Origin of the sequence: Streptococcus pasteurianus (assembly GCF_004843545.1) — a bacterium.
GTDB classification, from domain to species: domain Bacteria; phylum Bacillota; class Bacilli; order Lactobacillales; family Streptococcaceae; genus Streptococcus; species Streptococcus pasteurianus.
Genome location: NZ_CP039457.1, coordinates 1746258 through 1766245 on the forward strand (window position 1 = coordinate 1746258; position 19988 = coordinate 1766245).

Sequence of the window (19988 nt, forward strand, 5' to 3'; positions counted from 1 at the left end):
AAAACTTCACACAAGCGTGTGAAGGAGAAAAATACTTACATTTGACGAAGACGTTCAATACGATCCGAAATAGATGGATGTGTATTGAACAATGATGTTGTTCTTTCTTCTTTTTTGATAGGGTCATTAATATAGAGTGCCGCACTTGCTTCATCAACAGGATGATGCATTGGAGAAGATTGCTCCAGTTTTTGAAGTGCTTTAATCATTCCTTCAGGGTTGCGAGTGAGTTCAACAGAACTGGCATCAGCAAGGTATTCACGTTGCCGTGAAATCGCTAATTGAACAAGAGTTGCAGCAAGTGGTGCTAAAATTAACGATAAAATCGAAAAGAGAAGCATCAAAATACCAAGACCACCCTCATCACGGTTATTTGATTGGCGACGACTGTTCCCACCAAACCACATCATGCGACTACCAATACTGGCAATCAAAGTCACTGCGCTGGCTAAGGCGACAGCAATGGTAGAAATGCGGATATCGTAATTACGAATATGACTAACTTCGTGTCCGATAACACCTTCCAATTCTTCACGATTCATCACAGCTAACAATCCTGTGGTGGCTGCGACGGCAGCATTTTCAGGACTCGAACCTGTCGCAAACGCATTTAAAGAATCATCTTCAACGATAAACACGCGCGGCATTGGAATTTGTGCCACCATTGCCATATCTTCTACAATATGATAAAGTTCTGGGGCTTCTTCCTCGCTGACTTCACGCGCATTGTTCATTGACATGACAACATTTGTAGATTGAAAAATCATACTAGCAGCATAGATTCCACCAATGATTAAGGCGATAACCACACCGAATTCTAGGCTATCTAACCAAAGATAGCCTACTGCGGCACCAATAGCTGACAAAATCAAGAAGAAAACAAGAATCAAAACAACCGTTCTTCGCTTGTTACTAGAAATTTGATCGTATAACATGATTTTATTAAGAAAATAGAAAGTCTCTTTGAGTTGTTAAAGTCACCAACCATTTCAAGAGACCTTCCATTTTATTCCTTTCTTTATTAAAGGTTGCTTTAAAACAACTTCTCAAAACACCATTTTTTAAAAGTCAAATGATACTTTTGGTGTTTCTTTTTCATCTTCAGGTGTTTCCAAGAATTGGCTTGGTTTAAAGCCAAACATACCTGCGATGATATTACTTGGGAAAGTTTCTAATTTAACATTATAATTTGCTGTTGTTGTATTGAACAACTGACGTGAATAAGAAATTTTGTTTTCTGTATTTGTCAATTCATCTTGCAACTTGATAAAGCTGTTATTAGCTTTAAGTTCAGGATAATTTTCAGCAACAGCAATCAAGCTTGAGAGTTGTTTGGTAAGAGCATTTGACGCGTGCATTGCTTCTGCTGGTGTTTCTGCTTGAGCAACTTGACTGCGCAATTCTGTAATCTTAGCAAATGTTTTTTCTTCATAAGCTGCGTAGCCTTTTACAGTCTCAATCAAATTCGGAATGAGGTCATTACGACGTTTGAGTTGCACATCAATTTGACTCCAAGATTCCTTAGTTTGCATACGACTTTTAACAAGACCATTATAGACAGCAATAATCCAAACTACTAAAACAATAATAGCGATAATAACAAAAATCATAAATTCCTCCTTGGGTATGACATACCCTTCCAAAATCAGTTGCTTTTTGTAACCTACCGCTACACAAAAGCTTTTGATAAACTACTAAAATAAATAGATAAAAATATACTTTCTAGGCTTATTATATCAGTTTTCTTTTAATTCTTAAAGTGATTACATAAGAAGCTGGGGGAAAATTAGTTTTTCGGATGTTATAACTATTTCTAAGAATGTTATTGGATGGGATTTTATGGTAAAATAAGATGACATATATTGGAATTGAAAGGATATTAAAGAAAGTTGTGGTGGTTTGTGTTTTGCAGGCTGCTAATGCTTTCTTTACTGATAATCATGACACCTGAAGAATTTTATAAGAAACTTAGTCAACAAGGTTTTGAGTTGACAGATACACAAAAAAAGCAATTTGAACGTTATTTTGAGCTTTTGGTTGAATGGAATCAAAAGATTAATTTGACGGCTATTACGGATGAAGAGGGGGTTTATTTGAAACATTTTTATGATTCTATTGCTCCCGTTCTTCAAGGAAAAATAACAAATCAAGCGATTTGTTTGCTAGATATTGGAGCTGGAGCCGGTTTTCCAAGTATTCCTATCAAGATTTTATGCCCTGATATTGATGTTACTATCATTGATTCGCTAAATAAGCGTATTAATTTTCTTAATTTATTGGCAGATGAACTTGGCTTAGAGGGCGTTCATTTTTACCATGGACGTGCTGAAGATTTTGGTCAAGATAAGCATTTCCGCGCAAGCTATGATATTGTAACAGCACGAGCTGTTGCTCGTCTCCAAGTATTGACCGAATTGACAATCCCATTTTTAAAAGTTGGTGGGCAATTAATTGCTCTTAAAGCTTCTGCTGCCGAAGAAGAATTGGCAGATGCCAAAAATGCCATGACAATTCTTTTTTCAAAACTCATAGACAATTATCATTATGAATTGCCAAATGGCGATAGTCGCCAAATCACAATTCTTGAAAAGAAAAAAGAAACACCAAATAAATACCCACGTAAGGCTGGGATGCCAAATAAAAAACCTCTTTAATATGTTATGAGCCGTAAGGCTCTTTTAGAAGGCTTTGAAAACCGTTTTGGAGTTTAGGAGGAATACTCTTTGAATAGCATTTTTAAATCTTTAACAAGTACGCGACGGTTAACGTTTAGTTTTGTCATCGTCATTTTTATTGGGAGTTTGTTACTCTCACTCCCGATAGTTCACTATGCCGATGCTCCTAGCACTACTTACCTTGACCACTTGTTCAATGTGGTTTCAATGGTTTGTGTGACGGGATTATCAGTCGTTCCTGTCGCAAGTGTTTATAATGGACTCGGTCAAGTGATTGCAATGTGTCTCATGCAAATTGGTGGACTAGGATTGGTTACTTTAATTGCAATCAGTACCTACCTTTTACGTCGTCGCATGAATTTATCAGAGCAGAGTTTGCTGCAATCAGCGCTTAGCTATGACAATAACAATGACCTTAGACATTACCTTTTTAATGCTTACAAAATCACTTTTATTATTGAGTCCTTGGTTGCTATTGTATTGCTCTTTGATTTTATTCCACGTTTTGGCTTGGGGCACGGTATTTTTAATGCTATTTTTCTTGCTGTCTCTGCCTTTTGTAATGCTGGGTTTGATAATTTTGGCGATGCTAGCCTTAAACAATTCGCTCTAAAGCCCTTGGTTAATCTGGCGGTTACCACTGCAATCATATCTGGCGGAATCGGGTTTGCTGTTTGGATGGATTTAAAAAAAGCTATCAAACACTTTATCAAAGACAAACCTTATCGCTTCTCTGCATTTTCTCGCTCATTAAGCAATCAGACACGTTTAGTGCTTGCTACAACGGGAATACTTTTACTGCTTGGAACAGCATTGACGTGGCTAATTGAATTTAAAAATGCTAAGACAATTGGGCACTACACCTTTTTTCAACAGATCATGGTCTGCTTTTTCCAATCAGTAACCATGCGGACGGCTGGATTTGCAACGATTTCTTATCTTGATACGCATTCAGCAACGAATGTTCTTTATATGATTCAAATGATTATCGGTGGTGCTCCTGGTGGTACGGCTGGCGGTGTTAAAGTGACAACAGTTGCAATTGCCTTCTTGCTTTTCAAATCCGAACTTGCAGGGCAAAATGAGGTCACTTTCCGCCACCGTGTTATTGCCAATAAAGCTATAAAACAAACACTTACCGTGTTAATCTTTTTCTTTACTATTTTAACTATCGGCTATCTGTTACTTTTGGAATTCGAACCACTTCATGACCCATTAGCTCTGCTGTTTGAAGCCATTTCTGCGATTGCTACGGTCGGAGTTTCCATGGATTTAACGCCTAAATTATCGCAAGCAGGGCGATTTGTCATCATGACACTTATGTTTATCGGACGTGTTGGACCGATTACTGTACTACTTAGTCTTTTGCAAAAGAAGGAAAAAGATATTCGCTACGCACAAACAAATATTAATGTTGGTTAGAGGAAATTATTATGACAAAAAAGATTTTTGGAGTTCTTGGATTAGGAATTTTTGGACGTACTGTTGTTGAAGAATTAAATAAATTCGAGCAAGAGGTCATTGCTTTAGATAGATATGAAAATCTCGTTCAAAATGTGGCTGATATGGCAACTAAGGCAGCTGTTGGTGATATGACAGATATTGAATTTTTAAAAGCCGTCGGCATTGCGCAATGTGATGTTGTCGTAATTGCAACTGGAAACACCCTGGAATCTTCAGTTCTTGCCATTATGCACTGTAAAAAATTAGGGGTAAAAACTATTCTGGCCAAAGCCAAAAATGCAACTTATGAAGAAGTGCTTTACGGCATTGGGGCGACTAAAGTTATCACACCAGAACGCGACTCTGGAAAAAGAGTTGCTTCAAATATGCTTCGACACCATATTAAAAATATTATTCACATCGAGGATAATATTGCTATGATTGAATTTTCTATTCCTGATTCTTGGGTTGGAAAAAGTCTAGTTCAGCTGGACCTTCGACACAAATACGATCTTAATTTAATCGGTATTCGTAAAAAATCAACGTCAAGTCTTGATACCCCTATCAATCCCAACCAAGCTTTTGAAGCCAATACTGAAGTCGTTGCCATTGCAAATGACAATACGTTTGAAAAATTTGATTATCTTGGTTATTTGAAATAAGAAAAAAACGTATAAACCGTTGAACAGCTAATTGTTCTGGGTTATACGTTTTTTTAATGCCAAGGATTGTAAAAACGTCCTTGGTTAAGATGGAAAAGCCACAAACTAATAATGACTAGTAAAATAGCAACCACAATAGTCAACAAATCCGCTGTTGTGAATTTTTGATAAGTGTACCAAGTACGCTTTTTATTTTTTCCAAAACGACGTAGCTCCATGGCTGTTGACACCGTATCAATTCGCTCAAGTGAGCTGAAAATCAAGGGAATGACAATTTGGAGGTTTCCTTTGATACGTTTCATTAGTTTTTCTTTTTGTGATAGTTCCAGTCCACGCGCTTCTTGTGACATTCGAATCATGTAAAATTCTTCTTGCACGTTAGGAATATAGCGTAGGGTCAGACTAACTGCATAGGCGACCTTGTAAGACACACCGATTTGATTCAGACTTGAAGCAAATTGACTTGGCTGCGTTGTCATAAGAAATAAGACAGCCAACGGAACCGTGCAAAAATATTTCAAAGCAAGGTTAAACAGATAAAATAATTCTTGACTGGTAAGATAAAATCGCCCATAGCCTTGTAGCAAAATGGTCTTAGTTCCATAAATTGTTTCGCCATAATTCGGCGCAAACAAATACACCATGACCACATTTAAAAAAGCAAAAAAGCCAATAAATTTGACGACAAAAGAAACTTGCTGCCAACGAATGCCTGCTATTTTAAACAAAACAAGGGAAGCAATACCAATTGCTGCTATCAAACGCGTATCATAGGTTGTCATACAAGCAACCGATACCAAAACAAAGAAAATTAATTTGCTGGCACCTGACAATTGATAAAGGAAACCACGACCACTCTGATAACCAATAAGATGACTAGCCATGAATACCTCCCTCTTTTTCAATGTAATAATGCGTCAAGGCAATTGGGTCAACTGCTAATTTTTCTGCTAATTCAAACAAGCTAGTCTTTTTCAAGTTAGCTTTTTCTAGGATAGTATTTTGATTGAATAATGCCACTGGCGAACAATCCGCAATGATTTCACCATTGCTCACTACAATACTGCGGTCAGAATACTCCAACATCAACTGCATATCATGGGTTATCATGATAATGGTATGCCCTGCTTTATTGAGCTGATTAAGGAAATTCATGATTTCAGTATAATTTCGCTTATCTTGACCTGCTGTCGGTTCATCTAAAAGAATGATTTCAGGATTCATTACCAGAACCGAAGCAATTGTCACTCGTTTTTTCTGACCAAAAGACAGCGCAGAAATAGGCCATTTTCGGAATTCATATAAACCACAAACTTTTAACGTTTCCAACACGCGTTTTTCAACGTCTTGCTCAGCTACTCCACGCAAACGAAGTCCAAGCGCCACCTCATCAAAAATCATCGTCTGACTAATCATCTGATTTGGATTTTGAAGAACATAACCGATTTTTTCGGCACGCTCTTTGATAGACTCCATCATAATCGATTGTCCTCTATAACGAATATCACCTTCTGGCGTGATAAATTGGCAGATAGCTTTTGCCAAAGTTGACTTGCCAGCACCATTTTTTCCCACAATGGCAATCCGTTCACCTTGATTAATCTCAAAATTGATATTTTTCAAAATAGAACGATTCTCTTGATAAGCAAAATGTAGCTGCTCAACCGTTAAAAGCTTATCCTGCGGTACTTCTTCTTGAATTGAACTAGGCGCCATTACAGTAATATTTGTCAAATCAACTTGACTTAGATCTGACAGATGTTCCATTGATGTCACATCAACACCCAAATCTTTTAAAGCCGTTACGTAAAGTGGCTCACGAATGCCATTTTGAATCAAAAGCTCTGTCCGTAATAGCTCATCTGGATGACCATCAAATAAAATCTGACCATCATTCACCAAAACGACTTTATCCACATGACGATAGAGCACATCTTCCAAACGATGTTCAATGATAATCGTCGTCGCCTTTTCTTCATGATGAATATGGTCAATCAAATCAATCATTTCTTGACCTGATTTTGGGTCTAGATTGGCAAGGGGCTCGTCAAAAAGTAAAATCGGACTCTCATCAATCAGAACCCCCGCTAAACTAACACGTTGTTTTTGTCCACCTGACAAATCTTGCGGACGATTGTCTAAAAACTCTGTTAAATCAAGCCTTTTTGCCCAATGAGCAACTTTTTCTTGCATTTCTTCCAAAGAAACACAGTCATTTTCAAGCGCAAAAGCCAAGTCCTCTGCCACAGTTAATCCAATGAATTGACCATCTGGGTCTTGTAAAACCGTAGAAACCAAATGAGACTTGTCGTAAATAGACAAGCCAAATGCTTCTTTACCATCAATAGTAAACTGCCCAGATTTCTCCCCATGGTAAATATTAGGGATAATCCCATTAAGACAGTGACCAATTGTTGATTTTCCAGAACCTGATGGACCTATGATGAGTACCTTTTGTCCTTTTTCAATCGTTAAATTAAGAGATTCTAACGTTGGTTCTGCTTGAATATCATATTTAAAAGTGAAATCCTTAAATTGAATAAAGGGCTTCATGACTATTCTCCTAAAAAATGATTAGGAGCAGGGAACCCCTGCTTCTACTTATGTATTAATCTTTGGTTAGGCTACCTGATTGCGTGCGTGTTTTAGAATATACTGCAAGCAAGAGGGAACCACCAATAGCGATTGTCAAACTGTTGATAGCTGCTGATAAAATACCTTGAGCAAAAACTTTGCTTGCTGGTTCGCTGTAAATCAAAATATCACCATAAGGGGCAATCAAAGCCCAACCAACAACATTAGCAATAATCTGTACAGCATTAAACCAAACATAATCTTTTACTGTCAAAGGACTTTTTTCAATATTGATTTTCTTAGCTAATAAGCCAATAGCCAAACCAATCAAGCCACTAACAAGCACCCATGTCCACCAAGGTGAACCATATTGAAGGGCATCTTTCAGGGCATGTCCAATAAAACCAGAAAAGAAACCAACCGTCGGACCATAAATCACAGCAAAAAGAGCAATTACGGCATATTGTAATTGAATATTGGTATTTGGGATAGGTGTTGGAATGTTAATCAAAGTTCCAACGATAATGAACAAGGCTGCGCCAATTCCTGTCGCAACAACGGTTTTTATCGAATTATTTTTCATAATGATACTCCTAATTTTTTAATCTCAATGCGCCAATTAGATCCGACCCCAACATTATAAGCCTTGGCAAATGACCCTTGGTTGATAGCAAGTCCAACACGATAAAGTGAGTTAATATAGATAATCGGCTGACCAATTCGCACATCTGCAAATGATTTTCCGTAAGTCACTTGATTTTGGTAAACCAACATATCGTTATTAAAAATGGTCACTTCAAAACGGTCACCAAATTCAGGCGATAACGTATAAAACTCTTCACGTTTAATTGATGTCCACAATGACCCAAAACGAACATCTAAAATATCGACTGCCCCACGCACAGCATTCTCCAGAATTTCTGTCTCAACGACAGGCAATTCCAAAACAGCTTCAACAGGTAATTCTGGTCCCACTTCTTCAAATGAAATATGACCGCTAGCTAGTTTTGCTCCTGTATAAGCATAAACATCACGTCCGTGGAATGTATAAGAATACTCTGTATTCTTGCGTCTATTTTTAACCTCTGAAATTTCTCGGACTGCCTTGATACCAACATGTGTTTTGATATAGGTTAAAGTGCCATTATCAGGTGTCACGATAAACTGGTTGTTCTCTGTTAAAGCAACAACACTTTTTCGCTTTGAACCAACTCCTGGATCAACCACTGAAACAAAAGTGGTTCCTTCTGGCCAATATTCCACCGTTTGAAAAAGGCGATAAGAGGCCTCAAAGATATTATAAGGAGTAATATCATGAGTTAAATTATGAATTTTTAAAGTTGGCTCTTCCTGCAAGGCAACTCCAACCATGGCAGCAACTGCCCCGTCAACCAAACCAAAATCCGATTGTAAAACAAGTAAATGATTGCTCAAAATGATATTTCCTCCTTTTTGATGTTGTTTTATTTTATCATAAATAAGGTTCAATTTAAAGAAGCTTATTTCTTGAACTAGTTATAAATACAGGTTATAGCAAGGGTTTTAATATAAAAAATAGCTGAGCAATTTGCCCAACTACGGTGATTAGTTATGTTTTGCTTTTTTGTTTTTACCCCAGACGGATTTTTCAGCTACTGCTGTAAAAAGAACGTCCGTTGATGAGTTAAGCGCTGTTTCACAAGAATCTTGAACAACACCAACAATAAACCCAACACCAACAACTTGCATAGCAATATCGTTTGAAATACCAAATAAACTACACGCAACTGGAATCAATAGGAGAGAACCACCTGCCACACCAGAAGCACCACAAGCAGATACTGCTGAAATCACACTCAATAAGAAAGCTGTTGGAAAATCAACACTAATTCCGAGGGTATTAACCGCAGCGAGTGTTAAGACGTTAATCGTAATCGCTGCACCAGCCATATTGATTGTTGCTCCAAGAGGAATAGATACTGAATAAGTATCTTTATTCAAGCCTAAATCTTCACAGAGTTTCATATTGACAGGGATATTTGCCGCTGAACTACGCGTAAAGAAAGCTGTCAAACCAGATTCTTTCAAACAACGAAAAACAAGTGGGTAGGGATTTTGACGGATCATCACAAACGCAATTAATGGATTAACCACCAGAGCCACAAAAAACATTGTTCCAACTAGAGTTACAATCAAGAAACCATAATTAGCTAAAATTCCGATTCCATTATCAGAAATAGTGTTAAAGACCAAACCTAAAATACCAAATGGCGCTAAATTAATAATCCAACGCACAACCTGCGACGTTACTTCTGCCATAGTTTGTAGTAAGTCTTTAGTTTGTTGGCTGGCATTGCGCATCGCAAGCCCAAAGACAACTGCCCAGGCCAGCACTCCAATATAGTTAGCAGATGCAATAGCATTGACAGGGTTATCCACAACTTTGAGTAAGAGGTCTTTGAAAACTTCTGCTACCCCTTCTGGTGCTGATAAATCCGATTCTGCTACATTGGCTAATGTCAATTTTAACGGGAAAATGTAGTTAACTAATATTGCTACTAGCGCTGCAGCCAATGTTCCAATAAGGTAAAGGCCGACAACTGTTGACATATTAGTCTTTTGTCCTGCTTCATGTTGTGATAAAGCATTGGCAACCAAAACAAAAACCAGTAATGGTGCCACAGCTTTAAGACCACCTACAAATAAATCTCCCAAAATGCCGATTCCTGATAATTTTGGAAAGGATACTCCCAGAATTAAACCAAGGATCACTCCCATAATGATACGTTTGATTAGGCTAGTTCTATTCCAAACCCCAATAAAATGTCTCATAGTAACTCCTCATATAGTAATAACTTTTTTATAATAATACAAAACCGCTACTTCGTCAAACATCCTTCTCACAAGATTTGTTAAATAACAGCACTTAAATACACTATTTCCCAAATATTTTCACAATTTAAATTTTTTGATGATACCTCTTTTGTCATTATTTACCGTATTTTGCGGCTTTAGGACACGGATTGCCAGCTTTTTATGAGCATTTGTTTATCATTTTTGAACTTTTCTTCTATTGACGACAGCTTGTCGGTTCGCTATAATATTTGTCATACAATTTTACTCAATTAAAAAGTAATTGTAAGCATTTTTCATTATTAGGAGGACATATGAAACCATTTAAAAATATTTATGTCATTATCGGTTTCATGTTATTTGCTCTATTTTTTGGAGCGGGTAACCTTATTTACCCTGCCTTTTTAGGCATTTATTCTGGAAGTAACTTAACCTTGGCTATTCTTGGTTTCTGCTTGACAGGCGTCACTTTGCCATTGCTTGGAGTCGTTGCTGTTGCTTATTCTGGTGCTAGCGACGTCGAGGATTTTGCACGCCCTGTTTCACGCCACTATGCCTTGTTATTTTCGATTGCCCTCTATTTGTCAATTGGACCTTTCTTTGCGATTCCAAGGACAGGTGCTACTTCATTCTCGATTGGGATTCAACCAATTTTAGGTGATAGCATTGGTGTAAAAATTGCTTACGGTTTGCTCTTTTTTGGTCTTTCGTACATTTTAGCCATTAAACCAAGCAAGATTGCTGATCGTATTGGGAAATATTTGACACCTGCGCTTCTTATCATTCTTGCAATCTTGGTGATTGCTTCCTTTGTCAAACCAGCTGGTGACATTGGTACTGCTTATAACGCCGCTAACGATATTAGTAATGCCTTTAAAGACGTCCCTTTTGTTGCGGGGCTCATTCAAGGATATGGTACAATGGACGCCCTTGCCTCCCTTGCTTTTGCCATTATCGTTATCAATGCTAGTAAACAACACGGTGCCAAAAATCAGTCAGAAGTCGCTCTTTTGACCTTCAAATCTGGTATCATTGCAACCATATTGCTTGCGCTTATTTACATTTTTGTGTCTCGTATCGGTGCAACATCACAAAGCTTATTTACACTTACTAACGGACAATTTACATTTAATGGCGCTGCTATTGATGGTGGAAACGTTTTAGGACAAGCAGCTTATTTCTATCTTGGAAACACTGGACGAGCAGTTCTTGCGGCAGCAATTTTCCTTGCTTGCTTAACGACAGCAACAGGGCTAATCACAGCCTGCGCAGAATATTTCCACAAACTACAACCAAAATTGTCTCACGTTGCTTGGGCAAGTATCTTTACCTTGATTGCTTTATTCTTCTACTTTGGTGGTCTTTCTGAGTTGATTAAATGGTCATTGCCAGTTCTTTACCTTCTCTACCCACTTACAGTCGTGATTGTTCTTTTGGTACTCCTTGATAAATTCTTCAATAATAGTCCAATTGTTTATCGCTTAACCATTGGTTTCACTGTTATTCCAGCACTATATGATGCCTTTTCAACATTATCTACAATGACTGGCTTATTCACACTTCCAACGAGCTTCGTTGAATTCTTCACAACAATTGTTCCATTCGGACAATTCTCAATGGGGTGGATTAGCTTTGCCCTCGTCGGCTTCATTCTTAGCATATTTATCACAAAAGTCAAAAAAGCATAGATAATATGATTACTAACAAAACACACTAAACTCAAATGAGTTTGGTGTGTTTTGTTATCTTATTTTCCAAGCAAACTAATGCGTTCTTGGATGTGTTTGCTATTTTCAATTTCATCAACAAAGCCAATAGCATAGTCTGCATAGCTGATAATACTTTCACCCTTATCGTTTGTAGTTAATTCTTCACCAGCAAGAATATATTGCCCTATACGGTTACCGTCAGCTTGAAAATCTGCTGCTGGGCTAACAAATGTCCATTTGACATCATTGCGTTCACGAATTTCTGCCAATGATTGACGTTGCGCATTAGCCAATGGTTTGAAAACAGCAGGAAATTCTGGTGTGTCAACCAATTGCACGGTATGTTCAGGATTGACATAAAGACTTCCTGCACCACCAACAATCATCAAGCGTGTATCTGTTCCTGACAACAAATCTGCTAAATGCTTTTGTGAATCGCTGTGAAGATGAAGTTGGTCTTCTGTCCAAGCCCCAAAAGCATCCACAACCACATCAAAGCCAGCCAGATCTTCTTTTGTTAAGTCAAATAAGTCTTTTTCAATAACTTTCTGAGCTTTTGATTTATTAGAACTACGAACAACTGCTGTGACATCATGTCCGCGATTAAGCGCTTCTTCAACGATTAATTGACCTGCTTTACCATTTGCGGCAACTACTGCAATTTTCATAATGATTCCTCCAAAATATAAATAATTTTCGTTGTAATATATTCAATTACAACTATATCTATAGTATATTCTTCTTCAGATGTAATGTCAATAGTTACAACTAAAAAGTTGTAAGTTTTTTAATTACAACAAAAATATGCTATAATACTCTTAACAAATTAGATTAGTACAAGGAGAAAAAATGCCTTACTCTGCACGATTAGCGACTTCTGTCCATATCCTATTAGCTATTTATCATTTTGAAAATAAAGAAAAAGTGACATCTACCTTTCTCGCTAACAGTATCCAGACCAATCCTGTGATTGTCCGAAATTTATTGGGGAAATTACAAAAAGCTGAACTCGTAAAGGTAGAAGCTGGTGTTGGCGGAGCGCATTTGACAAAAGCACCTCAAGAACTCACTTTTTGGGATATTTTTCAAGCAGTCGAAGATAAAAACAAGCCTATTTTTAAAGCTAATGATGATACCAACCCCAATTGCCCAGTTGGTCGCGTGGTGAACTCCGTTTTACAACCACGTATTGATGAGGTTCAAGAAAATTTTAAAGCTTCTCTCGAGAATATCACTCTTGCTAGTCTCATTACAGACATGGACAATAAAATAGCACAAAACAATCATTAAGCACTTCTGTTTTCACAGAAGTGCTTTTTTCTATTTATGACTTAGTTTTTTAGTGAGGAAGTCTCCGATAAATTGGATAATAAAGACTAGGATAAGGATACAGATTGTTGCAACGATAGTGACATCTGTTGCTGAGCGGTTATAACCGTAGTAAATGGCAATATAACCAAGACCACCTGCTCCAATCGCACCCGCCATAGCTGTTTCACCGATAAGTGAGATGAGCGTTACTGTTGAGACACGGATAAGTTCTGGCAAACCTTCGCTAAGGTAAATTTTAATAATATCCCAAAGGGTAGCTCCTGAAGCTTGTGCGGCTTCAATAACACCTCTATCCATTTCTGAAAAGACAACTTGAACCTGACGAGCATAGAAGGCAAATGTCGCTGCTGATAGCGGAATTAGCGCCGCTGTTCGACCTAGGTTGGTTCCAACGATAGCATAGGTGAAACCTTTCAAAATAGCCAACAAAATGATGAAAGGAATGGCACGAACAATTGACGTGAAAATATCTAAAATTTTAAACCCAATACGATTGCTAAGCACACCATTTGGTCCAGTTAGAACTAAAAATAATCCCATTAAAAGTCCTAAAATGCCACCAATCACAAATGACCAGCCAGTCATATAAAGCGTTGCTGAAAAGGCATCTGACCAAGAATTCGTTCCTTCCCAACCAATGCGGTAAACATTTGGTAAATTTGTCTCAATCCATTCAATCATTTAGGCACCTCGTTTCAATACAGTTAATTCAATTCCAGCTTCAAGAATAGCTGTTTGGGCAGCAGCAAGCGCATCGGCTTCACCAGATAGTACAACAATCATTTCACCAACTGGTGTATCGTCTAGAATTTCAATATTTCCATAAAGGATATTCGCTGTTACTTCAAATTGTTTGTAAATCTGATTTAAAATAGGCTCGTCTGTTGATGTTCCTGCGTATTTCAATTGAACAAGCAAATCGTCTTTTGGCAAATGTTGCACAAGAGCTTGCTTTTCAATTTTAACCAAAGCTTCATCAATACCAGTAGCTGTTTTGATAAATTCTTGCGTCAATGGTTCTTTTGGATTTGAGAAAATGTCCAATACAGAACCTTCTTCAATCAAGTGCCCATTTTGCATAACAGCAACACGGTGACAGATATCTTTAACAATTTGCATTTCGTGCGTAATCATAACCACAGTCAAACCAAGCTTTTGATTCAAATCTTTCAGTAAAGCTAAAATTTGTTTTGTCGTTTTAGGGTCAAGGGCAGATGTTGATTCATCAGAAATCAAGATTTCTGGGTCATTTGCAAGAGCACGCGCAATCGCAACGCGCTGTTTTTGCCCACCTGATAATTGAGCAGGATAATTTTCAGCACGATCTGACAAGTCTACTAATTCAAGCAAATCAGCAACTTTCTTATCTTTTTCCTCTTTTGATAATTTTGAATGACGAAGCGCAAAAGCCACATTTTGGCGCGCTGTTTTTTGTGCCATTAAATTAAAATGTTGGAAAATCATTCCAATTTTTTGACGTTTTTGACGTAAAGCTGCGCCTTTTAACTGCACCTTACCATTGTCAAATGTCACATCATCACCAATCGTAATTTTCCCAGAAGTTGGTGCCTGCAATAGGTTAATCGTACGGACTAAGGTTGATTTCCCTGCTCCAGAATAACCAACAATTCCATAAATTGTACCTTTATCAATCGTAATAGAAACGTCTTTTACTGCTTCTATCTCACGTTTTTTCTGATAAAACGTAATGTCAATATGTTCTAAATTAATAATCGGTTTTGTCATAACTCTTAATCAACTCCTCAATCATTTCAATGTGGGTGTAATAATCCGCCAAATTAACATTTTCATCTCCAGCATGGTCACGGCTATCTGGATTGCCAATACCAAAAGAAGCAATCGGAACTTCTAATGCTTCAAAGAATTGGTGCATTGGTCCAGTACCAGCAGTCGTAGGTAAAACTGAAACACCATTTGGTGAAAATACCTTTGCAATCTCAATCACATTGAGAATAGCTGGGGCAGACATGTCACTACGATAAGCCTTTTCACCCAATGTGTAAACCAACTCCACCTGCTCAAAGCCATATTGTTGCAAATGTTGTTCAATCTTCTGAAGAACATCTCTTGGCACAAGCCCAGGAACCAAACGAACTTCCATTTTAGCCTGAGCTTTAGCTGGTAGAATTGTTTTGACACCTTGCCCTTGATATCCTGTTGAAATTCCTTCAATCGTGATAGCTGGTTCAAAGAAAAGCGTTCGAACTAACTTTTCCTTATCCCTTGTCAACATCGGCAAATTCAAACCATATAGTGTTTTTAGGTTATCAGCATCAAGATTGGCATGTTCTAGTATAAGTGACAACTCACGCTCACTTGGCTCAATGACTTGGTCATAAATCCCGTCAACCAAAATGCGACCAGTTTCATCACGAAGGCTAGCAATTGCATTAATCAAATACCATGATGCTGACTCAATGACCGCACCAAATTTCGAATGAATATCAACCTTAGCAGAATCAACAATCATATCAAAGGTGACAATACCTTTTGTTCCACCAGAAATTTCAATCTGACCTTTGGCATTTGAAATACCTTGCTCCCACACCAATAAATCCGCGCCACGGAGCTCATCAGCGTATTTTTCAAGATAGGTTTCAAGACCCACAGAAGCTGATTCTTCCGAACCTTCCATAATAAATATAATGTTAACTGGAAAATCTCCAAACTCACGGCGATACTTCTGAACGGCTGTCAAGCGTGCTGTGATATGCCCTTTATCGTCATCAACACCACGTCCATACATGTAGCCATCACGGACGGTTAATTCAAACGGATTTGACGACCAAGGCTGGTCATCATCAGCTGGCACAGTATCATAATGGTTGTAAAAAATAATCGTCTGAGCATCAGGTCTATTGCTCTTAAAACGTGCTAAAACAAACGGAGCCGTACAAGTATCGTCAATCGTCACCTCAGCACCAGCTTCAGTGAAAATATCGCCTAGATAATTTGCTACTTCTGCTAACCCAATTTGCTGTGCAAAAATCGATTTTTTAGCAATTAACTGACGTAAAATCTCAAAATAATATTGAGCAATGTCATCATTTCCAAACTTCTGCAACTGATTACTATCACTTACTACCATTTTCTACCTCTCAAAATTCAAAACACATCGGTAGCACAGTTTTGAAAACTCTCCAAGTTACTATTCTACCATATTGCTAATTATTTTAAAATCCACTCCCGACAAAGAAGCAATTTAGAAGTTATTAACTCTCCATAAAATATGAAATAATGCTTTAGAGACTGGGAAGTTATCCCAGCCTCTAATTTTTCATTTTCAATAGGCTATATTAATCGTCATCAGAAGATGATGAAGATGGTGTTGCGCCATCCCATGCAGGAATATCAGCACCATCTGAAGCTTCTTCGATGATTTTTCCGACTTCGTTTGTTTGGTAAACAGAAACTAAAGTCTTGATAGCATCAGCTTTGTCTGATTTTTTCCAACCTTTTTGGGCTGCAATAACGTTAATCCATTGATTTGAGTTTTCATCAACAGCTTCTTTGTAGAGTGTTGTGTCATAGTCAACATCAGCAGATTGTGCATAAGAGTTGTTAATAACTGCAGCGTCAACTGATGTCAATGTAGAAGCAGTTTGAGCAGCATCAACTTCTTTAATATCTAAGTTTTTCGGATTTGATGAAATGTTTTTAATTGTAGCCAATTCATCACCAGAAACGTCTAATTCAATCAAACCTGCAGATTGAATTAGGTAGAGGGCACGGCTTTCATTTGAAGCATCATTAGGAATTGAAATAGTCCCTTTATCTGGAATATCACTAACGTCAGTGTATTTTGCATCGCCGTCGCTGTCAGTTCCTGAGAAGAGACGAATTGGGCTAAGAAGCGTATCAGCAACTTCTACCAAAGTTCCATCATTTTCAGAATTCCAGTTGCTCAAGAAATATTTGTGTTGAAAAGCATTGACATCAATTTCGCCATTTTGAAGGGCTTCGTTTGGTTGATTATAGTCTGTAAATTCAACAAGTTCAATCTTAACACCTTTTTCTTCTGCCAATTCTTCAACTTTATCCCAAAGTGGTTCTGTTGCATCATCTAAAGTCATGACACCAACTTTAAGTGTTTTATCATCAGAAGATGATGAATCTGAAGAACCTCCACACGCTGCCAACAAAACAGTTGACGCCAAAGCTACACTAGCTAATCCAAATAATTTTTTCAATTTCATAGATATGTCCTCTTTCGTTTTAATAAGTGTTTTTATTTTATCCTATTTGATTCTAGGTTTCAAATTGTTATTAACAAGGTTTTCTTATAGTTTAAAACTATAACCAACACTTTTTAATCTGATGTTGGAACTTTCAAATCATTGGCAGAAGGTATGTAATCTCCACCAAGGTATTTTGCAGCAAGTTCTGTCAATGTACCGTCTTCTTGCAATTCTTTCAAACGTTTATTAACAAATTCTTGTAAATCTTCTTGGTCTTGTCCAAAGATGAAATAGATGTATGGTTGCTCTTCTGATTCCAAATCAATGGTTTTCAAATTATCCAAACTTTGATTCTTAATGACAGAATTAACAGTTGGGGCATCAAAAATCTTGAAATCATATTTGCCATCATTTAAATTTGTCAAGATTTGAGTGATGTTTTCATTTGTATAATTGATGTCAACAGTATTATCTGCATTTTCTTCATTATATTCTTCCAATTGAGCAGCGGTTGTCGTTCCTTGAACAACTTGTGTTGAATGACCACCGATATCATCGTAAGATGTTATATCACTGTCATTTGGCACGACAAGTACTGACGGTGTTGAACCGATAGGATATGAGAAAAGGTATTTTGCTGAGCGTTCTTCAGTATAGCTGATGTTATTACCACCCATTTGATATTTTCCTGAATCAAGTCCAGTAAAGATTGAAGACCACTCTGTTTTTTTGAATGTTACTTCGTATTTATCTGAATCTTTAAAGACTGCTTTTGCGACTTCAATATCATAACCTGTCAATTCACCGTCTTCTTCATATGAAAATGGAGCCGTTGTTCCAACTGTTGCAAAGACAACTTCTTCCTTTCCTGAAGAACTAGATGATGAAGATGAGCTTGATGAACAAGCTGCTAAAAAGGTTGTAGAGGCTAGTGCAACACCTGTTACACCAAGGATTTTTTTCATTAATGTCATAATTGTCTCCTATTTTTGAAACTCCCTTTCAAAGGTATGCTTACATCTTAACATCACCAAGCTCACTTAACAAATACTTAAAATCTATCACAGTGATAAATAAAACTTATCACACACGGCTAATCCTTTTTAGAACGGTAATAGTCTAGTAGATACAGAGCATTTTGTACATAATAATTAACAGCTGTTGGTAGGGCTTCATCTTTTACAGTAAAGGTATCATGATGTAAATCTGCTGCATTGTCATCACCGTTGCTGCCAATCAAGGCAAAAACGCCTGGAATATGTTCTTGGTAGGTCGCAAAGTCTTCTCCTCCTGTTAATGGAGCAACTTCTAAAACTTCCGCAAACTGTTTTGAATGCTCAAAAATAAGCGGGGTCAACGTCTCGTCGTTATAAGTCACCGTTGGTGTTTTTCCCCACTCGATAGTGACTTGTGCGCCAAATTGCTCGGCTGTATTTTTCACAATTTTGGTAAATCGCTCACGCAAATGCTGACGATTTTCTGGCGTAAATGATCGAATCGTCCCTTCAAAATAGCCTGAATCCGGCAAAACATTCCATGTCGTCCCAGCATCAATATGTGTCACCGATAACACTGCCGCATCAAATGGCGAAACCGTTCGACTGATAATCGCCTGCAAATTATTTACAATGGTCGTAATGGTCAAAATTGTATCAATGCCAAAATCTGGACGCGCAGCGTGACCGCTAACACCAGTTACCGTAACCTTAAATTTTTCAACCGCAGCCATAATTGCTTTAGAGCGCAAGCCAATTTGCCCCGGTTTAAGATGAGGGTTATTATGGTAGCCTATAATTGCAGACACTCCTTCAATACCACCTGCTTCAATCACCGCATCAGCACCAGTCCCCACTTCCTCAGCTGGCTGGAAAATCAAGCGGATGGTTCCCTTAAGCTCAGCTTCTTTTGCCTTTAATAATTCAGCTGCTCCCAGTAAACTTGTTTGGTGAAAGTCGTGTCCACACGCATGCATTGCACCGTTTTTACTTGCGTAATCAAACGTATTGGCTTCTCGAATCGGCAGAGCATCAATATCAGCTCGAAGCGCAATAATTGGCTCACCTTGGCCAATTTCGGCAATAAATCCTGTTTTTAAACCTGTTTCAACAATGCGAATTCCAAGATTGGAAATATGATTTTTCAGAAATTCTGTCGTATTAAATTCACGTTCAGACACCTCTGGATGTTGATGAATATCACGACGAATTTTGGTTAATTTTTCATAAAGTTCTGCTGTCATTTGTTCACCTCTAATGCTGATGCTTCTGGTAAATAGCTACCACCTAAATATTTTTGACTCAATTTGTCCAGAGTCCCATTGTTATACAATTTCTTCACAACTTTATTAAAAGCTGTTTGTAGATATTGGCTATCACTTGAAAAGATAATGTAGTTATCCGGATTATCATCTGTATTCAGCTCAATACTCGTCAAATCCAGATTCTTTTGTTTAATAATCGTTTCAACTGAGATTTTATCAAAAATCAATAAAACTGCCAATTCCAATAAAACTTTTCCCATTTTCAGTTCTCCTAAATATCTGGATACCAAAAAAACTGACTG

At 37.6% G+C, this 19988-nt stretch carries 20 protein-coding genes; 5 read left to right on the plus strand and 15 right to left on the minus strand.

Annotation, left to right across the window (positions count from 1 at the left end):
- Nucleotides 1-35 precede the first annotated feature (35 nt).
- Together htpX and E8M05_RS09140 are read right to left on the minus strand one after the other, a co-directional pair.
- On the minus strand, nucleotides 36-935 hold the full coding sequence (gene htpX / locus E8M05_RS09135; RefSeq protein ID WP_003066190.1) for a zinc metalloprotease HtpX: 900 nt from the start codon (nucleotides 933-935) through the stop codon (nucleotides 36-38).
- 126 nt (nucleotides 936-1061) lie between these two features.
- Nucleotides 1062-1610: a LemA family protein gene (locus tag E8M05_RS09140; protein WP_013852188.1), complete on the minus strand. Its 549-nt coding sequence runs from the start codon at nucleotides 1608-1610 to the stop codon at nucleotides 1062-1064.
- Nucleotides 1611-1940: 330 nt separating this feature from the next.
- Here E8M05_RS09140 and rsmG point away from each other — a divergent pair, with 330 nt between their 5' ends.
- From rsmG to ktrA, 3 genes are all read left to right on the plus strand, one after another.
- Nucleotides 1941-2654, plus strand: a complete 714-nt coding sequence (rsmG, locus tag E8M05_RS09145; RefSeq protein WP_041973360.1) for a 16S rRNA (guanine(527)-N(7))-methyltransferase RsmG — start codon at nucleotides 1941-1943, stop codon at nucleotides 2652-2654.
- Nucleotides 2655-2723: 69 nt separating this feature from the next.
- Nucleotides 2724-4097 carry a TrkH family potassium uptake protein gene (locus E8M05_RS09150; RefSeq protein WP_003066196.1) on the plus strand — a complete coding sequence of 458 codons (1374 nt, stop codon included), beginning with the start codon at nucleotides 2724-2726 and terminating at the stop codon, nucleotides 4095-4097.
- Nucleotides 4098-4108: 11 nt separating this feature from the next.
- Nucleotides 4109-4780: a potassium uptake transporter gating subunit KtrA gene (gene ktrA / locus E8M05_RS09155; RefSeq protein ID WP_003066197.1), complete on the plus strand. Its 672-nt coding sequence runs from the start codon at nucleotides 4109-4111 to the stop codon at nucleotides 4778-4780.
- A gap of 53 nt (nucleotides 4781-4833) precedes the next feature.
- Here the strand turns inward: ktrA and E8M05_RS09160 are convergent, their stop codons facing one another.
- The 5 genes from E8M05_RS09160 to sstT all read right to left on the minus strand — a co-directional run bounded on the left by E8M05_RS09160 (nucleotide 4834) and on the right by sstT (nucleotide 10165).
- Nucleotides 4834-5664, minus strand: a complete 831-nt coding sequence (locus E8M05_RS09160) for an energy-coupling factor transporter transmembrane component T family protein (protein WP_003066199.1) — start codon at nucleotides 5662-5664, stop codon at nucleotides 4834-4836.
- Nucleotides 5657-7333, minus strand: a complete 1677-nt coding sequence (locus tag E8M05_RS09165) for an ABC transporter ATP-binding protein (protein WP_003066201.1) — start codon at nucleotides 7331-7333, stop codon at nucleotides 5657-5659. The genes E8M05_RS09160 and E8M05_RS09165 overlap by 8 nt, the downstream gene beginning before the upstream one ends.
- 55 nt (nucleotides 7334-7388) lie before the next feature.
- Complete coding sequence (locus E8M05_RS09170; protein WP_003066204.1) at nucleotides 7389-7937, minus strand: ECF-type riboflavin transporter substrate-binding protein; 549 nt, start codon at nucleotides 7935-7937, stop codon at nucleotides 7389-7391.
- Nucleotides 7934-8788 (minus strand): SAM hydrolase/SAM-dependent halogenase family protein, encoded by an 855-nt coding sequence (locus tag E8M05_RS09175; RefSeq protein ID WP_013643373.1) that lies wholly within the window; start codon nucleotides 8786-8788, stop codon nucleotides 7934-7936. The genes E8M05_RS09170 and E8M05_RS09175 overlap by 4 nt, the downstream gene beginning before the upstream one ends.
- 150 nt (nucleotides 8789-8938) lie before the next feature.
- Nucleotides 8939-10165, minus strand: a complete 1227-nt coding sequence (gene sstT, locus E8M05_RS09180; RefSeq protein WP_003066208.1) for a serine/threonine transporter SstT — start codon at nucleotides 10163-10165, stop codon at nucleotides 8939-8941.
- Nucleotides 10166-10500: 335 nt separating this feature from the next.
- Between sstT and brnQ the strand changes: the two genes are divergently transcribed.
- Nucleotides 10501-11874: a branched-chain amino acid transport system II carrier protein gene (brnQ, locus tag E8M05_RS09185; RefSeq protein WP_003066210.1), complete on the plus strand. Its 1374-nt coding sequence runs from the start codon at nucleotides 10501-10503 to the stop codon at nucleotides 11872-11874.
- Between the two features lie 59 nt (nucleotides 11875-11933).
- Here brnQ and E8M05_RS09190 read toward each other — a convergent pair whose 3' ends face one another.
- A complete protein-coding gene (locus E8M05_RS09190; RefSeq protein ID WP_003066212.1) occupies nucleotides 11934-12563 on the minus strand; it encodes an NAD(P)-dependent oxidoreductase in 630 nt (209 codons plus the stop codon).
- A 181-nt stretch (nucleotides 12564-12744) separates the two neighbouring features.
- Between E8M05_RS09190 and E8M05_RS09195 the strand changes: the two genes are divergently transcribed.
- Nucleotides 12745-13185: an Rrf2 family transcriptional regulator gene (locus E8M05_RS09195; protein WP_003066214.1), complete on the plus strand. Its 441-nt coding sequence runs from the start codon at nucleotides 12745-12747 to the stop codon at nucleotides 13183-13185.
- A gap of 30 nt (nucleotides 13186-13215) precedes the next feature.
- Here the strand turns inward: E8M05_RS09195 and E8M05_RS09200 are convergent, their stop codons facing one another.
- The 7 genes from E8M05_RS09200 to E8M05_RS09230 form a co-directional block, all read right to left on the minus strand.
- Nucleotides 13216-13908: a methionine ABC transporter permease gene (locus E8M05_RS09200; protein ID WP_003066216.1), complete on the minus strand. Its 693-nt coding sequence runs from the start codon at nucleotides 13906-13908 to the stop codon at nucleotides 13216-13218.
- Nucleotides 13909-14973: a methionine ABC transporter ATP-binding protein gene (locus tag E8M05_RS09205; protein WP_003066218.1), complete on the minus strand. Its 1065-nt coding sequence runs from the start codon at nucleotides 14971-14973 to the stop codon at nucleotides 13909-13911.
- The gene (locus tag E8M05_RS09210) at nucleotides 14954-16336 is read right to left on the minus strand and encodes a M20/M25/M40 family metallo-hydrolase (RefSeq protein ID WP_003066220.1); all 1383 of its coding nucleotides are present in this window, start codon (nucleotides 16334-16336) and stop codon (nucleotides 14954-14956) included. The genes E8M05_RS09205 and E8M05_RS09210 overlap by 20 nt, the downstream gene beginning before the upstream one ends.
- Before the next feature lie 208 nt (nucleotides 16337-16544).
- A complete protein-coding gene (locus E8M05_RS09215; protein ID WP_136596464.1) occupies nucleotides 16545-17444 on the minus strand; it encodes a MetQ/NlpA family ABC transporter substrate-binding protein in 900 nt (299 codons plus the stop codon).
- Between the two features lie 113 nt (nucleotides 17445-17557).
- Nucleotides 17558-18400 carry an amino acid ABC transporter substrate-binding protein gene (locus E8M05_RS09220; protein ID WP_003066223.1) on the minus strand — a complete coding sequence of 281 codons (843 nt, stop codon included), beginning with the start codon at nucleotides 18398-18400 and terminating at the stop codon, nucleotides 17558-17560.
- Nucleotides 18401-18519: 119 nt separating this feature from the next.
- Nucleotides 18520-19665 (minus strand): amidohydrolase, encoded by a 1146-nt coding sequence (locus E8M05_RS09225; RefSeq protein WP_003066225.1) that lies wholly within the window; start codon nucleotides 19663-19665, stop codon nucleotides 18520-18522.
- Nucleotides 19662-19946 carry a type 2 periplasmic-binding domain-containing protein gene (locus E8M05_RS09230; protein ID WP_003066227.1) on the minus strand — a complete coding sequence of 95 codons (285 nt, stop codon included), beginning with the start codon at nucleotides 19944-19946 and terminating at the stop codon, nucleotides 19662-19664. Before E8M05_RS09230 ends, E8M05_RS09225 begins: the two co-directional genes overlap by 4 nt.
- Nucleotides 19947-19988: the final 42 nt, after the last annotated feature.

Excerpts from the sequence above, each read along its gene's own strand:
- htpX (WP_003066190.1), bottom strand. The coding sequence starts at position 935 with ATGTTATACGATCAAATTTCTAGTAACAAGCGAAGAACGGTTGTTTTG.
- E8M05_RS09140 (WP_013852188.1), bottom strand. The coding sequence starts at position 1,610 with ATGATTTTTGTTATTATCGCTATTATTGTTTTAGTAGTTTGGATTATT.
- rsmG (WP_041973360.1), top strand. The coding sequence starts at position 1,941 with ATGACACCTGAAGAATTTTATAAGAAACTTAGTCAACAAGGTTTTGAG.
- ktrA (WP_003066197.1), top strand. The coding sequence starts at position 4,109 with ATGACAAAAAAGATTTTTGGAGTTCTTGGATTAGGAATTTTTGGACGT.
- E8M05_RS09160 (WP_003066199.1), bottom strand. The coding sequence starts at position 5,664 with ATGGCTAGTCATCTTATTGGTTATCAGAGTGGTCGTGGTTTCCTTTAT.
- E8M05_RS09165 (WP_003066201.1), bottom strand. The coding sequence starts at position 7,333 with ATGAAGCCCTTTATTCAATTTAAGGATTTCACTTTTAAATATGATATT.
- E8M05_RS09170 (WP_003066204.1), bottom strand. The coding sequence starts at position 7,937 with ATGAAAAATAATTCGATAAAAACCGTTGTTGCGACAGGAATTGGCGCA.
- sstT (WP_003066208.1), bottom strand. The coding sequence starts at position 10,165 with ATGAGACATTTTATTGGGGTTTGGAATAGAACTAGCCTAATCAAACGT.
- brnQ (WP_003066210.1), top strand. The coding sequence starts at position 10,501 with ATGAAACCATTTAAAAATATTTATGTCATTATCGGTTTCATGTTATTT.
- E8M05_RS09190 (WP_003066212.1), bottom strand. The coding sequence starts at position 12,563 with ATGAAAATTGCAGTAGTTGCCGCAAATGGTAAAGCAGGTCAATTAATC.
- E8M05_RS09195 (WP_003066214.1), top strand. The coding sequence starts at position 12,745 with ATGCCTTACTCTGCACGATTAGCGACTTCTGTCCATATCCTATTAGCT.
- E8M05_RS09200 (WP_003066216.1), bottom strand. The coding sequence starts at position 13,908 with ATGATTGAATGGATTGAGACAAATTTACCAAATGTTTACCGCATTGGT.
- E8M05_RS09205 (WP_003066218.1), bottom strand. The coding sequence starts at position 14,973 with ATGACAAAACCGATTATTAATTTAGAACATATTGACATTACGTTTTAT.
- E8M05_RS09210 (WP_003066220.1), bottom strand. The coding sequence starts at position 16,336 with ATGGTAGTAAGTGATAGTAATCAGTTGCAGAAGTTTGGAAATGATGAC.
- E8M05_RS09215 (WP_136596464.1), bottom strand. The coding sequence starts at position 17,444 with ATGAAATTGAAAAAATTATTTGGATTAGCTAGTGTAGCTTTGGCGTCA.
- E8M05_RS09220 (WP_003066223.1), bottom strand. The coding sequence starts at position 18,400 with ATGACATTAATGAAAAAAATCCTTGGTGTAACAGGTGTTGCACTAGCC.
- E8M05_RS09225 (WP_003066225.1), bottom strand. The coding sequence starts at position 19,665 with ATGACAGCAGAACTTTATGAAAAATTAACCAAAATTCGTCGTGATATT.
- E8M05_RS09230 (WP_003066227.1), bottom strand. The coding sequence starts at position 19,946 with ATGGGAAAAGTTTTATTGGAATTGGCAGTTTTATTGATTTTTGATAAA.